The following is a 15,730-nucleotide window of genomic DNA, read 5'->3' as shown; positions in this document are numbered from 1 at the left end:
GCCGCATTCAGCGGCTTGTCCTCTGTAATGCCTTGTTGGGCGATGTTTGGCGATATACCAAAATTGGATGGACCAGAACTCTCGGATACCGACAGGTTCTTACCATAGCCTCAATTCCATCAAATCCTCGGAACATACCTCGAAATGCATGTTCAACACTTTCGTAGTCTTTAAGGTCTTCTTTTTCGAATTCTTGTAGTGGAAAAAAGTTTTCTCCTTCGTTCGAAGGAACAGAGGTTATAACACCAAGTATTGTAAATTCTTCAGTAGGGAATGAACCGTAAGTGAAGTGAAAAGCTGTTGGATCTGAAACTGTAAAATTTGAAGCATCTAGGTGCCCAAAAATATGTTCATCATCTTCATCTTTGAATGGATAAACACGAATGTTTGTTATGTTTGGAAGAAATGCATCAATCCATGTTTTCATGCCATCCAAAATCCATTGTGGAACCATGCCAACTGCTGTTGATGAATCTAGTAATGAATCTAGTCCAGCTCTTAGATCCTTTGCCTTCTTCTTAGCTTTAGCTTGTGAATTTCTATCTCCGATTGTACTCTCCAAATCTTGGATTTTCCGTTCAATTTCTTGGTACTCTGGGGAATCCTTCAATGTCTCAGCATGACTTCTGTTTATCAGTTTTACTATGTCTGGAAAATCTTGGCCGATTTTTTTCATCCTTTCATAGTCTTCTATGACTACTCGGCCTGAGCATTTAATGCATAGGGCATTTTTAAGTGTAGCCCTAAGGTCTGAGTCTTTTAATGTCTTCCCTTCTTCAAAGTTAGCTAAGTCTAAAAGGTAGCCCGAAGAATATAGTTCTGACTCTAATTCTTGCAATAAAGCATGATAGGGTTTGATTGTTGTTTTATCTTGCTCTCTATCTTCTGTCGTTCCTCCAGCATCATGTTTGAAAACTTTGAAATCGTAGTTTCTTTTATTGTCTGACGTAGACCACTTTTCAGATTGAGTTTCCCTTAACTCAACCACACCACCTGTGATCTGACTATACAGCGAGATGACTTTATCCAAGTCTACATACAGGTAATCAAATAGATTCAAAGTTTATTCCTTCTGCTATTTTCGCCTAACCGTTTATTGGTATACGTGCGCATTAATTCCGAAAGATTCGTCCGAGAGTTATCATATAACTCATTGCCCAAGCTGAGAAATTTCCCACAATTAAAAAATCCATTCCGGAAAAACGCGCACGCCGGTTGATTCGCTTTTCTGCGTCTGTAAACCTGTCATACCGATTTCCAGTTCGTTGACTATTAACGGGTTTTTCTTCCCCTGGCCTGTCAAACCGCGCACGCACAAATACAAAACGTGCCGGACTTCGTATGAACTGAACAATCTGCGCTTTGGATGCTCAGCATCTCTTTGCATCTGAGGGCAGACAACAGCGCTCGCCGTTTACCTTCACTGCCCGCCTTCACTGCCCGCCTTCACTGCTGCAGTCACCGCTGCCTTTACCGCTGCCTTTACCCTGCCTTCACAGGCCCCGGTAGGCAGATCGTATTAATAACAGAAAAATCAGCATTGCTGACTAGGTATAAAGTACTGGTTTTGCGTGTAGGAGGCGGGGAGGGATTGAGATTGGAGGTTAGAGATCATGGGCCATAGCTCGTAGAATAGGAGGACAGAGATAGCAGCTCAGCAATCCTGCGGCCGATCAATATCAGCGGCACCGGCCTGACGCGGCACCCGCGCCAGCCTGCTCCGTGCGAACGCGGCACTGATGAGCGCAGCAGGCTTGCCGGCGGTCAGGAAACCCCTGATCGCCACTTTTTCTGCTTCTGATTATTCCGTATGCCCTTCCAGCAGAGCGTTCATCGGCTCTGCATACAAACGGGCTGTAGACAAAGTTACGGCCGAACTGATCTTAAATTCCCCCCTGTCTCTGAATTGTCATAATTATTAGTTAGCGTGCTGCTTCCGCTCTGAGACGTAGCCTATGACAGACGCGAAACACACCAGACAGCATCGACAAATCAGCGGAGAACTGATGGCTAATCGCTCGGATTTACGGGCTTTTATCCGTAAATCCGTAGATCAGGAAGCGGATGTCGATGATATTTTTCAGATGACACTGGTGCGGGTGATTGAGCGCAGTCGCCTGTCAGAAATTGAGCAGCCGCTCAGATACGCCTACCGGGTAGCGCGTAATCTCCTGATTGATATGGCTCGTGGACGGCGAACAGAGATTGTACCGCTGGATGAAGATCTGGTGTGTGAGCGCACCGATCTGGAGCTGCAACTTGATCGCCAGCGCCGTATGGAGCTTTATCAGAAAACCCTGCAGAGTATGCCAGCCCTGCGCCGTGACGTGTTTGTACGGTATCGTTTGAAGGGTGAATCCAAGGCCAGTATTGGCAACGCTCTCGGGTTGTCTTCTGCCAGCGTTGATAAACACATTACCCGCGCGCTCAGCACCCTGAAGCAGGCAGTTCAGGGGCTGCAAAAATAAATTGTCCTTTTTTCCCGATTATTCCGTCATTGTTTAAATGACACTGATTTATGAATCCTGATGAGCAGATCTGAGACACGACACATTGCTGCCAACGACGCCCGGCATAACCCGGCGGATCTGCCTGATGATATTGCTCTGGATGAGCTGGAGCAGGCTATCTGGCAGGACCCTGCGCTGACCGACGCATTAAAAAACGTAGCCGAACCGTCGACAAGAGTGCGCCCGGGTCTCTGGCAACCCGCTATGGCGGCCTGCTTTGTGCTGCTGGTCAGTGGCGGATTGTTTTTTCTGCAACCTTCCGGGACCACTCCGGTAATCAGCCAGCTGTTGTCTTATCAAAGCAAAGTTGCTGAGCGGCAGATGGTCAATCTGCAGGATGGCAGTGAAATATTACTCAATGCCGATACCCAGTTGTCAGTATCCTTCAGCGCTAAGCAACGCAGCATTTCGCTGAAAAAGGGTGAAGCGTATTTTGATGTACAGAAAGACCCTCAGCGTCCCTTTATTATTGGTACCCAGTGGGGGGATATTCAGGTTGTCGGGACAGAATTTAATGTCGACCAGACGGCCCAGGGAGTAGAGGTCAGTGTTTATGAAGGCCAGGTTCAGGTTACCTCGCTGCATGGTAATACCACCATGCTGCAGGTCGGGGAAATGGCACGCCTAACGGCTGACAAAATCGAAGTGTCGGTATTTCAGCCGGAAAGCCAGGGGGCCGACTGGATGTCGGGGCAGCTGATTGTTCAGGGGCATTCCATTCAATATGTCGTAGATCAGCTGAACCGTTACAGCGAACAGCCTATTTATCTGGCACCGGATGTTCGGGATGTGCGGATCAGTGGAGCCTTTGAGGTAGAAAAAATAGAGCAGTCATTGAATTTACTCACTGAAATATCAGGTCTGCAGTTAAGTCAGATTCAGGGTGTTTATTATTTATCGCCAATCCAATGAAGCAATGGATTAACAGTAAGGGAATATACTGCGTTGTGATTGGCTGACGATGCCGATATGAAAAAAATTCTCTGTAGCCTGATCATCTTTTTACTGCCCGTTTTTTCTGCACTGTGTCAGGCATCCGGCGATATTACCCTCAATGTACAGTTCTCTGCCGGTTCTCTGCAGCATAGTTTGCCAGAGATATCCCGCCGTTATAGCGTCAGTATTGTTGCCCGCAGTGAATTGCTGCAAACACTGAGTCACGGAAATATCCGGGGGGATTATTCTTTAACGCAATTGCTGACTGAAATTCTGCAAAACACGGGCCTCAGATACCGGGAAGTTTCTCAGGGCTATTTAATTGAGGCCGTTCCAGAGGAGGATGCAGCTCCGGATCATGTTGAACAGCTGTTGGTGCTGGGTCAGCGCTTTAATCCGGCGAGCCCTTATGCTCAGGGTAGTTTATACGCTGCGCTCAATTATCGTTTAGCGGAAGAGCAGGCCAGACCGGAGTCTGTTTCAGTATTGTCGGCCGCTGGATTGCAGGCTCTGCCATACGAAAATCTGGCTGAATCTCTGCAGTACCTGCCGGGCGTTATGCTCAACAGCGAACGTGGGGAGGGGCTGAGTCTCAGCGTGCGCGGTCTGGGAGCGCAATATCAGCGCATATTGTTGAATGGTCATGTTATGGCTATTAACGAAAACGTGCGCAATAGCGGCCAGGGAGGGCGACAGTTCCGGTTTGACGTTCTTCCGGCAGAGAATGTTGCTCAGGTCGAGGTTCTTAAGTCGGCCTCCGGGCCAGGAGCCATTGGCAGCGATATAAGTATTACCGGCTATCGTCCGCTGTCTGTTTCAGAATTACCGCATTATTTCCGTACCGAGTGGGAGTATCAGCCGCTGGCAGAAAGAAGTTATCCGACTATTTCGGCAATGACTGGCTGGCGTAATCATGACGAGACTCTCGGAATTTTATTCGGACTGCAGTATCGCGAGCGCTATCATTATCAGGATCAGTACCAGACCTGGAACTGGGACCTGAATAAAAACGCCTGGAATAACTCACAGCTGGATGATGACTTGCTGGTTCCCAGTAACCGGTTCGCCTTAACCAATGAGCAGGAGCAAAGACAGCGCCGCAGTTTCAGTACATCCGCACAATGGCGTCTGGAAAACCAGAACATTATTTCTTTCGACTATTTTTTATCCGATTTATCGATAGATTTTAATGAGGAGCGTTTGCAGGCAAGACTGGATGCAGAGGATGCTGTGTTTTCGGATCCCGGGTTTTCCGGAAATGCACTGGTTAGCGGATTCGCCCGGAATGTGTATCTGCAAAGCAGTCTGGATACATCAGGACAATTACACCGTAACCAGCTATGGATGACAGATTACGAGTGGCAGCATGAATCCTGGGAAGGCAGTGTCAGCCTGGCGGTTTCCTCTGCCCATAGTGGAACGGATAAACCGATCAGCCGAACGGTAATCAACTCGGTGCCGACCGATCTGAATTTTTCAGCACCGGCTGATAAGCGAGCGTTGCGATTTCTGCCTGGCTTTGATCCTCTTCAGGCAGAAAATTTTGTGGCGCTGGATCTTCTGACCCGGCGTGATATTCAGTTACAGCACGATGTACAGTCGTTACAGCTGGACTGGCGAAAAAATCTGACTGTCGCCGGGCTGAGCAGCTGGAAGTCTGGCTTTTCTCTGGTACAACAACAGCGCCGCTACCGCCGGCAGGATGTTGCATTAAGTCATACCGAACAGGTACATCTTGTGCCCTCATTGGATATGAGTCGTAACCAGGCGCAGCCTTTTCTTTCTGCGGTAAGTCATCAGAGTGTAAAACACTGGCTGGTTCCGAATTCTCGCTTACAGCAGCGTTTTGATTCTGCTTTGACATTTCCTGTCGCCACAGAAGCTGACCGGAAAAACAGCTATGACAGCGGAGAAAATCTGCTGCAGTGGTATAACCAGATTGATTTTGACATCGGCGAACACCTGAGTGGTAATGCTGCTGTTCGCCACAGCCGGCTGACGCTATTGTCTTCAGGTTATGAGGCAGACAGTGCATCCGCCGTCAGTTATCAGCGGAGCTACCATTATTGGCTGCCATCTCTGAACATCCTTTATCAGGCCGGGCCATTTTGGCAGTGGCGTACCCATCTTAGTCAGTCAGTCAGCATGCCTAACTATCAGGACCTGACACCAGGAGTCAGCTTAAATTCTACCGAAGGTGTCTTTCTGGCCAGCGCCGGAAACCCCCGGTTAAAACCCATGCCGGCAGATCAGGCAGAATTTTCAGTAAGTTTCCGGCCGGCGAAGGGCGTGCGCTATCAATACAGCTTTTTCGCAAAAAACTTACAGGACTATATTGTCAGTGAATCACAGCCTCAGCTGATTAACGGTGAAAACTACCGGGTTACACTCCCTGTGAATAATGGCAAAGCGAGTATTCTCGGGCATGAGGTCAGTTACGATATCGGTCTGCCAGACTGGGGGATTCAGACTACGGCCACTGTTGTACACAGTGATGTCGCTCACGGCGATGAACATTACCCTATGGTTCAGGTCTCGCCTGTGTCATTAGCCGGCCAGTTTTATTGGCAGCTCGGCAATACACGCATGCAATGGGGTGTGAGCTATCGATCCGATTATCTTCTGGAAAAGGGGGCAGAAGGCGTTGCCGATGTTTATGTTGAAGGCGATGTGCGTTTACAGGCTCAGTTGAGCTGGAGTTTCAGTAAGGACACAACCCTGTCCCTTACTGGTACCAATTTACTTGGTTCGGAAGATATTTCATATATTCGTTCTTCGGGCAAAAAAATCTACCACTCACTGGAATACAGTGCTCCGCGATTTCTTCTTGTTCTGAATGTCAATTTATAATTTTTAAAAAAATAATGTCCTATTTTTAACCGGGCACCGTCTATTTGAAAAGACACAGCTGATCTTGATGCATGCAGGCTGTAGACATTCAATAATCGAGGTGAAAAAACTGATGAAGAAATATGGATTAGCTGCGGCTATTGCTGCAATCAGTGTGAGTTCTGTAACCCATGCGGACGAAAAAAATCCGGCAGTGGATGAGAACATCACGGAAGAAGTAGTCGCTTATGGCAGTTACGCCGACAGCCTTGACCGGGCAATGGATATTAAACGCCAGTCAGCGACGGTGATGGATGCCATTAATGCTGAAGATATTGGCAAGTTTCCGGCTGAAAACGTTGCGGAAGCAATGCAGATGCTGCCGGGTATTCAGGTGGCAAGAAGCCGTGGTGAAGGGTTGTCGGTCAGTGTGCGTGGTCTGGGTCCACAGTTTCAGGTAACACAGCTGAACGGACGTAATCTGGCTGTAAACGAAAACGTTGAAAACAGTGGTCAGGATGGTCGTCAATTCCGCTATGACACGCTGCCATCTGAGTTGATTTCCGGGCTTGAGGTTATTAAATCTCCGGAAGCACGTCTGGATGAAGGAGCGATTGGCGGTATTGTAAATATTAAAACATTTCGCCCTTTAGCACTGGAAAATTCAGGTGCGGTATCGGCTAAGTTAACTCAATCCGATCTGGCAGACAGTACAGATCCAAAGCTGTCGGGTTTATATCGCTGGACTAATACTGATAATACGTTGGGTATTCTCTTTTCCGGCGCCTATTCTGAGCGGGAAATTCGTCAGGATCGTTCGATGAACTGGAACTGGATTCGTGGTCAGCTGGATTCAGCAGACGCGGCACAGGATTTCAGTGAAGTATTTGGTAATGGTCGTCATCGTCCAACCCTGGAGCGACAAAACAAAGAGCGGATGTCGTTAGCGTCGGCATTGCAGTGGAAAAGCAGTGAACAGCATGAGATGAACGTCGATCTTCTCTGGTCGGATCTGGATGTTGAATTCGACGAAATCGGTATGGATATTGAGCTGGGTGGACCGGTAAGCAACGCTACATTAATAGGAGACAGTCTGGTTGCGGGCACGGCAGAGAATACTAACCTGCAGTTGTCCCGGGAGTCGTCAACGTCTAATCACCAGTCGCTGTCTTTTGCGATGAATAACAGCTGGACACTGGATAACTGGATTATCTCTGCCGATATCAGCCGTTCTGATGCACACAGTGAAACCGATGATCCGATTCGCCGGACTCGTCTCCGACTGGATGATGTGGCGGTAGATTTTGATTTTTCCGCTGGCCATAAAAAGCCACCAAAGTTCAGCTTTCCGGTTGATATCTCAGATGCCCAGCAATTTCCTGGCCGCAGAATTGAGTACAGAACCATCGAGGTAGACGATAGCGATAATTCACTGAAGCTGGATTTTGAATATCTGACCTCGGGAGTATTATCCAGTGTTCAGTTTGGTGTTGCGAAACGTGATCGGGAGCGTGATTACAAGCGCCGTGACATTCGTGTTACCGATGGTCTGAATGGCGTAGTGTTTGATGACAGCTACTTTGAATCATTTCCGGTTAGTGATTTTGGTAAAGGAATTTCCAGTAATTACCTTGATAACTGGGCGGTTCCTGACGGTGATAAATTCCATAATGAGTTTTTTGGCAGTGATTTGTTGAGTCAGCCGCTGACAAATGATGATAAGAGAAACTCCTATAAGGTAGTGGAAAATATAACCTCGGCCTATGTTCAGGGTAACTTTGAATATGATCTTGGTGTTCCTGTTTTTGGTAACTTAGGTTTCCGTCATGTTCGCACTGAGCAGAATCCATCAGGAACCAGCATTGTCAATGACCAGCCGGTATCTGTAGATGTTACTCAGAAATACAACAAAACCCTGCCAAGCCTTAACCTGAACTTTGATCTGAGTGATGAGTGGTTAATGCGCTTTTCGGCAGCAAAAGTTATGAGCCGGCCATCCTTGCCAGACCTGCGTCCGGGTATATCTTTCAGTACCGATGCTCCGACAGCCAGTGGTGGCAACCCGCGTCTGAAACCATATGAAGCTATGCAGTATGATATTTCTGCAGAATATTACTTCTCTGATTCAGGCTATGCCTCGGTCACTGGTTTTTATAAAGATATAAGCACCTTTATTACCGGTCAGTCTCAGATAGTTAATGTTAACGGAACTGACGTTACGGTGAGTGCTCCGGCGAATACCGGTGAAGGTGAAATCAAGGGACTTGAACTTGCCTATCAGCAGGTTATGGATTTTCTGCCAGCACCATTTGATGGTTTAGGTGTTCAGGCAAACTACACCTATGTAAAAAGTGAAGTTGAAGTGGCCGAAGACGGAGACCTGGTATCTCAGCCGGTTACCGGGTTGTCTGAAAACAGCTATAACTTAGTCGCATTTTACGAGAAGAACGGATTCAGTGCCCGCATTGGTTATAACTGGCGTGATGATTATCTCGCCAATAATGGTGTAGGTGATGTGGCAGATGATTATATTGATGAATTCGGAACACTCGATATGAATGTTTCTTACGAAATTGTTGCAGATACCCGGATTTCATTCGAAGCCGTGAATATCACGGATGAAAGTATTTACGGTTATCACGAAAGCAAGTCCCGTCCTGGCTCTATTGACCATTATGGATCACGTTATTCTCTGGGTGTAAGTACCAAGTTCTGATTATTAAAGATAAAACAGGCTCTGTTATCTGAGTCATTGCCTCCTGTATTGCAGGAGGCAAATTTTTTTAAGGGTAATGTTATGAACAGACCAACTATGGCTAAGAGTTTGGCAGAACTGATTGAACATCGTTTCAGTCGTCGGCGTTTTTTGCGTAATACACTACTGACTGGTGCTGCAGCATCGGCCACTGTCGCCTGTTCGCCGCTGGCTGGAAAATCCACGCAGGAATTCAGTCAGGCCAGTTTTAAATTTGATGAGATTGAACACGGATTTGGTGCTGAAATGCATGTGGCAAATGGGCATAAGGCGGATGTGCTTATTCGTTGGGGAGATCCGCTGCGGCCGGGGCTTCCCGTTTTTAATCCGGAAAATATGGATGCCGATGAACAGGAAGTACGATTCGGATATAACAATGATTATGTTGGCTATTTACCGCTGTCTGCTGATGAAGGGCAGCAGCGGGGTTTATTGTGCGTCAACCACGAATACGCACTGCCTGAGTTGATGTTTGCCGATGGCGTGGCTGACCGTGGTGAGCGCCTGCAACAGCAGGTTGCAATAGAGCAGGCCGCGGTTGGTAATTCGATAGTAGAAGTGCGCCTGAATAATGGCCGCTGGCACTATGTACACGACTCACCTTATAACCGCCGTATTAATGCGCGCAGTACCAGCATCACCTTTTCCGGACCCGCAGCGGGACATGACCGGTTAAAAACGCGATACGATAATACCGGGCGTCAGGTTATCGGTACTTTGATGAATTGTGCCGGTGGCATGACGCCGTGGGGAACTTATCTGACTTGCGAAGAAAATTTTGACAGTGTTTTCGGTGGCGAGTTAGCGCCGGATCATCCGGAACAGCAGAATTATCAGCGTCTGGGTATTGGTGGTAAAGCCAGCCGCTGGAGTCAGGCAGATAGCCGCTTTGATCTTGCCCATAATCCTAACGAAGCAAACCGGTTTGGCTGGGTGGTCGAGATTGATCCGCAAGACCCGCACAGTACTCCGGTAAAACGTACAGCATTAGGGCGCTTCCAGCACGAAGGGGCTGAAACCATGGTTCGTGCTGATGGGCGTTTGGTGGTGTATATGGGAGACGACAACGGCTTCGAATATATTTATAAGTTCGTCAGTCGCGATGTTGTTGATCGTAACAATGCCAGTGCCAATAAAAATCTGCTGGATTATGGCACTCTGTATGTCGCACGGCTGGAAGCCAGCGGTGCCCTGCATTGGGCGACCCTGCAATATGGCACTGGCCCCCTGACTCCTGAAAATGGCTTTTATTCTCAGGCTGATGTCGTGCTGGAAGCACGGCGGGCCGCTGATTTATTACAGGCGACTCCGATGGACAGGCCTGAAGATATCGTACCGGACGAACGCAGCGGTAAAGTGTATGTGATGTTATCGAACAATATCAGACGTGAAGAAACAGACGCAGCGAACCCGCGAGCAAACAATCGTTTCGGTCATATTGTTGAATTAATTGAAGATGATCAGGGCGGAGCGGCGCGCTGGGAAATGCTTATCCGTGGTGGCAATCCGGATATTGCTGCGCATCAGGCGGACTTTAATCGTCACACGACCAGCAATGGCTGGTTTACCTGCCCTGATAATGGTGTGGTTGATCCGCTGGGACGTCTGTGGGTAAGTACCGATCAGGGTTTGTCGGTTTCCCGGGAGACCGGTACTAATGATGGCTTGTGGGCCATGTATACAACCGGTGAAAAGCGTGGTTTAAGCAGGATGTTTTTCCGTTGTCCGGATGGTGCAGAGGTCACCGGGCCAATGTTTACTCCTGATGCCGCTTCACTGTTTATTGCTATTCAGCACCCGGGGGAACCGGGCAAAGAACAGCTGGATCCGTATCATAATCCACTGAACCGTTGGCCGGATTTTAATGCGGCCATGCCGCCACGGCCTGCCATCGTGGTGGTGCGCCGCATAAATGGTGATGTTATTGCGTAATTGAACTGCCGGCTGCGTAGCCTTTTTCTGAGGCTATGCAGTCAGTTCTGATTTAACAATATCCGTGGTTGGCTTTAATGGATTTCTCCGGCAGAACGGACAGCGTTATTGATGCAGCCGTTTTGCCCGGTTTTTATTCGGGAAATTTTTCTTAATAAGGACAGTGTTCTGCCGGGATCAGAATGCTTTTATACGTTCAGGTCCTGCGGCCGGTCGATATCACGCACAATGCCATCGTCCTCAAGCAGCAGCTCAAACAGCTGATCATGGTGTTTTTGCAGCAGATCGCGTGCGCCATGATCACCTTCGCAGGCCATCAGCTCACAGGCAAACTGGCGCTGAAAACCAACCGGATGAGCGGGCCGTTGGGGCTGGCTTTTCAGCCGCGGGCGCACAATGGCATGTTGTTTAAGGTTGTCTGCTACGTAGCGGTAGGTCTGGCTGTGAATAAAGGGCATATCGGCCAGTGCAATCAGCCAGCCATTCCATTGCTGGGTGGCGTGTACACCAAAGGCCAGACTATGGCCCATGCCCTGTGCTGCTTCCGGGCAGATGCCCCAATCGATACTGAGTTTATCCAGAGCATCGCCCCATTGCTGATCTCCGGGGCGCAGTACCACAAACAGTGGTAAACCGCTGGCGCGGATCTGCTGCAATGTTGTGAGCAGCATCGGCTGTTGCTGTGTACTCTGGGGCTTGTCTATCTGCACCAGACGTTTATCGGCGCCAAAGCGCTCGCTTTTACCGGCGGCTAACAGGATCACGCCAATCGGGGCATCGGTGTTGCTCATATTCAGATAGTGCTCCGCACAATCGAAGGCTGATGACAGTACCACAGCTCAGGCGGAGGGAATATGACGGCTTCAGTTTACCGCAGGCCGTTCGGCCAGCAGATGGGCGAGAACCGATAGGGCGATTTCGTACGGCGTTTTACTGCCGATATTGAGGCCAACGGGCGCATGCAGGCGCTGCAGCTGAGCAGCGCTGACGCCGAGCCCGGCGAGACGCTCGCGACGCTTGGCCGAGGTCGCCAGTGAACCCATGGCGCCGATATAAAAAGCGCGGGTGTCGAAGGCGTCGAGCATGGCCATATCGTCGAGGCGCGGGTCGTGGGCCAGCGCGACAATGGCACTGTGCGAATCGGCAAAGCGCTGGTTTATAACTGTGTCGGGCATGGCGCACAGCAGCTCGGCACCGGGGGCATCGAAGCCCTGCAGGAATTCCTCGCGGTGGTCGCAGATGGTCACGGCAAAACCCGCCGGTTGTGCCAGTGCCGCCAGATGACGGGCAACTTCGCCGGCACCGACAATCAACAGCTGGTACGCCGGCTGAAACGGCTGAATAAAGTATTCAGAGGTTAACTGACAGGTTTTCGTAGAATCATGCTGCAACAGTGTCAGGCGTTGCTCTGACGACTGCAAACTCACCTCGCGCACAAAGGGCGTGCGTGAACTCAGCCAATCCAGCATCTGCTGAATACCGGCCAGATCATCTTTGCCCAAACGCTGCAGCAATATCTGCAGATGACCACCACAGGGCAGACGATAACGCGCCTGCTCGGCGGCATTATCACCAAACAGCAGCAGCTGTGGCTGGCTGCCATCCACCTGACCGGCGCGCAGCCGGGCAATCAGATCCTCTTCCACGCAGCCACCCGACAGCGAACCGGCCATCCCGAAGTCGGCCGACCAGGCCAGCAGCGAACCCACCGGACGCGGACTGCTGCCGTAGGTGGCGACCACGGTGGCGAGCCAGACCGGGCTGCCGGCACTCAGCCATTGCGCGGCTGAGTGCAGTACATGCTGATCAGTGCCTGAAGCAGACGGTTGCATAGGGTGCGCTGAGCCTTACGCCAGCTGCAACGGCAGGCGACGCAGACGCTGGCCGGTGGCGGCAAACAGCGCATTAGCCACCGCCGGTGCCAGTGGCGGCACGCCGGGCTCACCCACACCGGTCGGGTCGTACTGGTTGTCGGCAATATCGACCACAATCTGCGGCGCTTCCGGCATCCGCAGCAGGGCGTAGTCGTGGAAGTTGCTCTGCTGTACCGCGCCGTCTTTCAGCGTGATATTGCCGTACAGCGCGGCGGTGAGGGCAAAGTTAATACCGCCTTCCATTTGTGCGCGGATCATATCCGGGTTAACCGCCTGGCCGCAGTCGACGGCGCAGACCACACGCTTAACGCTGAAGGTTTTCCCCTCAACCTGTACATCGGCAATCTGCGCGACCCAGGTGTTAAAGCTTTTATGAATCGCCACGCCCTGATGGCAGCCCGGCAGCGGCCGGCCCCAGTCGGCCAGTTGCGCCACCCGGCGCAGCAGACTTTGCGCGCGCGGATGCCGGGCCAGCAGCTCAAGGCGGAAGTTCAGCGGGTCCTGCTTCTGCTGGTGGGCCAGTTCGTCGATAAAGCTCTCGGTTACAAAGCCATTGTGCGAGAAGCCCACCGAACGCCAGTAACCAACGGGTACGCCGGGTTCGCTGTGGATAAAGCGCACGTCGATATTGTCCAGCGCGTAAGGCACATCGTTGGCGCCTTCGTAGCCGGAGCTGTCTTTCGGCGCCAGAATGCCTTCGCCCAGCTTGCCGGCACTGGCCAGCATCGGGAACATAAATTTCGGCATAAAGGGATACTGCGCCGGGGCGGCATCGCCAACAAACCACTCGAACACTTTCGGGTGGGCAATGCGGTGCTGCCAGCCACTGGCTTTGCCGTCGGCGCCAATCGTTGCCTGCAGACGATGCAGACTGGCCGGGCGATACCAGTCGTGGGCGGTGTCTTCTTCACGGTTCCAGATCAGCTTCACCGGCTGCTGCAGGCGGTCGGCAATCACTGCGCATTCGGCGACGTAATCCTGCAGGATACGGCGGCCAAAACCACCGCCAATCCAGGTGGTGTGAATCACAATGTCATCGAGGCTGTAGCGGCTGTGTTTACCGGCTGCGACCCGCGCCATGCTGGCGGACTGGGTCGGCGCCCAGACTTCCATACCATCGGCATCGGCCTTAACCACGCAGTTCTGTGGCTCCAGCGTGGCGTGGGCCAGATAGGGCAGCTGATACTCGGCGCTTAAGGTGCTGGCGGCCTGTTCGGCGGCAGCGCTGAAGTCGCCGTCGTCGCGTACCTGTTCGCCGTCTTCGTTATCCAGATCGCGGGCGTACTGAGCAAAAATAGCGTCGCTGCTGGGCGCGACCTCCGGCGTCTGCCATTTGATCTGCAGTAACTGCTGCGCTTTACGCGCCTGCCAGTAAGAGCGGGCCACAACGGCTACACCGGAACGACCGGCGGCTTGCAGTTGGAACACATCAACCACACCGCTGGCGGCTTTGGCCGCGCTGCTGTCGAGGGTTTTGACCGTGCCACCAAAGGCCGGTGCGCGGCTGATTACGGCGTAGAGCATGCCCGGCAGTTCAACGTCGATGCCATACACGGCCTGGCCCGTTACTTTCTGCTGGGCATCCAGACGCTTGTTGTATTTACCGATATAGCGGTATTCATCCGGAGATTTCAGCGCGGTGTCTTCCGGTACGGAGAAGGTAGCGGCAATGCTCGCCAGTTCGCCGTAGCTGAGGGTTTTACCGCTGCTGTGAATCACCTGACCGTTGTCGCAGTGCAGACTGCTGGTGTTGTCCAGCGCCCAGACCTGAGCGGCAGCCTGCTTCAGCATTTCACGCGCGCTGGCACCGGCCAGACGGATGCGCTTAAAGCTGCTGGCTACGCTGGTGGAGCCACCGGTGATCTGTAGTTTGTACAGCGGGTTATCGTAGGCGCTGCCGACGCCGGCAAACTCGACCTGTACCAGCGCCGGGTCGACTTCCAGCTCTTCGGCCAGCAGGGTGACCAGACCGGTATAGGTGCCCTGACCCATCTCAACGCGGTCGAGGATAAAGGTAATGCGGTTATCGGTATCGATGCGCAGCCAGGCATTGCTCTGCCATTCGCCGGCGCTGACCATGCCCTGATTTTTCATGCCGATGGCGGCACAGCCGGGCAGGGCAACACTGAGCAGCAGGCCACCGGATGACAGGGCGCTGGCTTTTAAGAAGGAGCGGCGGCTGAGGCCACTGTTTAATGACTTATCCATGGCTCAGCTCCTCTGAATTGGCCGCTTGCGGCAGAGTGACTTCACTGAACAGCTCGCCGTTGCGCGCGGCCTGCGGATGGCTGCCGGCGCTCATCATGCCCGCCGCTTTATGAATGGCAGAGCGGATGCGCGGATAAGTACCGCAGCGGCAGATATTGCCGCTCATGGCGTTGTCGATATCGGCATCGCTGGGATTCGGGTTGCTGGCCAGCAGGGCGGTAGCGGCCATGATCTGTCCGGACTGGCAGTAGCCACATTGCGGCACGTTCAGCTCCAGCCAGGCCTGCTGCACCGGGGTGAGCTGCTGCACGCTGGCGTTGGCCGGGCTCAGCCCTTCGATGGTGGTGATATTCTGCCCGGCAACCGCCGACAGCGGCATAATGCAGGTGCGGATCGGCTGACCATTCAGATGCATGGTGCAGGCGCCACACAGGCCCGCGCCGCAGCCGAACTTACTGCCTTTTAAGCCCAGAACATCGCGTACCACCCATAACAGCGGGGTATCGCCCTCAACATCCAGTGTGTGCTCCACACCATTTACGGTCAGCCTGATCATGGTTGCCTGCCTGTTGCTTGTGTTAGGTGTTATAAGATTTCTAAGTGACCCAAGGTTACCACCGAATTAATATCAGTAAATAGCCTGAACGCAGTGTTGCTTTTAAAACGCAGAATTCTGGTTATTCGCG

At 51.7% G+C, this 15,730-nt stretch carries 10 protein-coding genes; 5 read left to right on the top strand and 5 right to left on the bottom strand.

Annotated elements, in window-relative coordinates:
• Positions 1 to 7: 7 nt before the first annotated feature.
• Complete coding sequence (locus tag HUF19_RS14840) at positions 8 to 1,060, bottom strand: DUF6414 family protein (RefSeq protein WP_260997346.1); 1,053 nt, start codon at positions 1,058 to 1,060, stop codon at positions 8 to 10.
• Between the two features lie 946 nt (positions 1,061 to 2,006).
• On the opposite strand from HUF19_RS14840, the gene HUF19_RS14835 reads away from it, so the two are divergent.
• From HUF19_RS14835 to HUF19_RS14815, 5 genes are all read left to right on the top strand, one after another.
• Positions 2,007 to 2,468 carry an RNA polymerase sigma factor gene (locus HUF19_RS14835; protein ID WP_260997345.1) on the top strand — a complete coding sequence of 154 codons (462 nt, stop codon included), beginning with the start codon at positions 2,007 to 2,009 and terminating at the stop codon, positions 2,466 to 2,468.
• A gap of 60 nt (positions 2,469 to 2,528) precedes the next feature.
• Positions 2,529 to 3,422 (top strand): FecR family protein, encoded by an 894-nt coding sequence (locus HUF19_RS14830; RefSeq protein WP_260997344.1) that lies wholly within the window; start codon positions 2,529 to 2,531, stop codon positions 3,420 to 3,422.
• A 57-nt stretch (positions 3,423 to 3,479) separates the two neighbouring features.
• Positions 3,480 to 6,296, top strand: coding sequence for a TonB-dependent receptor (locus HUF19_RS14825; RefSeq protein WP_260997343.1), 2,817 nt, complete (start codon positions 3,480 to 3,482; stop codon positions 6,294 to 6,296).
• A gap of 154 nt (positions 6,297 to 6,450) precedes the next feature.
• Positions 6,451 to 8,991: a TonB-dependent receptor gene (locus HUF19_RS14820; RefSeq protein WP_260997342.1), complete on the top strand. Its 2,541-nt coding sequence runs from the start codon at positions 6,451 to 6,453 to the stop codon at positions 8,989 to 8,991.
• A gap of 81 nt (positions 8,992 to 9,072) precedes the next feature.
• A complete protein-coding gene (locus tag HUF19_RS14815) occupies positions 9,073 to 10,962 on the top strand; it encodes a PhoX family protein (RefSeq protein WP_260997341.1) in 1,890 nt (629 codons plus the stop codon).
• 188 nt (positions 10,963 to 11,150) lie between these two features.
• Here the strand turns inward: HUF19_RS14815 and HUF19_RS14810 are convergent, their stop codons facing one another.
• The 4 genes from HUF19_RS14810 to HUF19_RS14795 form a co-directional block, all read right to left on the bottom strand.
• On the bottom strand, positions 11,151 to 11,753 hold the full coding sequence (locus tag HUF19_RS14810; RefSeq protein WP_260997340.1) for a nucleotidyltransferase family protein: 603 nt from the start codon (positions 11,751 to 11,753) through the stop codon (positions 11,151 to 11,153).
• Positions 11,754 to 11,825: 72 nt separating this feature from the next.
• The gene (locus HUF19_RS14805; protein WP_260997339.1) at positions 11,826 to 12,794 is read right to left on the bottom strand and encodes an XdhC family protein; all 969 of its coding nucleotides are present in this window, start codon (positions 12,792 to 12,794) and stop codon (positions 11,826 to 11,828) included.
• A 15-nt stretch (positions 12,795 to 12,809) separates the two neighbouring features.
• Positions 12,810 to 15,044, bottom strand: a complete 2,235-nt coding sequence (locus HUF19_RS14800; RefSeq protein WP_260997338.1) for a xanthine dehydrogenase family protein molybdopterin-binding subunit — start codon at positions 15,042 to 15,044, stop codon at positions 12,810 to 12,812.
• Positions 15,037 to 15,600, bottom strand: a complete 564-nt coding sequence (locus HUF19_RS14795) for a (2Fe-2S)-binding protein (protein ID WP_260997337.1) — start codon at positions 15,598 to 15,600, stop codon at positions 15,037 to 15,039. Before HUF19_RS14795 ends, HUF19_RS14800 begins: the two co-directional genes overlap by 8 nt.
• Between the last annotated feature and the right edge of the window lie 130 nt (positions 15,601 to 15,730).

It is taken from the genome of Thalassolituus hydrocarboniclasticus, from assembly GCF_025345565.1.
Lineage (GTDB): Bacteria > Pseudomonadota > Gammaproteobacteria > Pseudomonadales > Oceanobacteraceae > Venatoribacter > Venatoribacter hydrocarboniclasticus.
The sequence above is the reverse complement of the archived record's forward strand: the minus strand, read 5'-3'. Positions and strand labels throughout refer to the sequence as shown.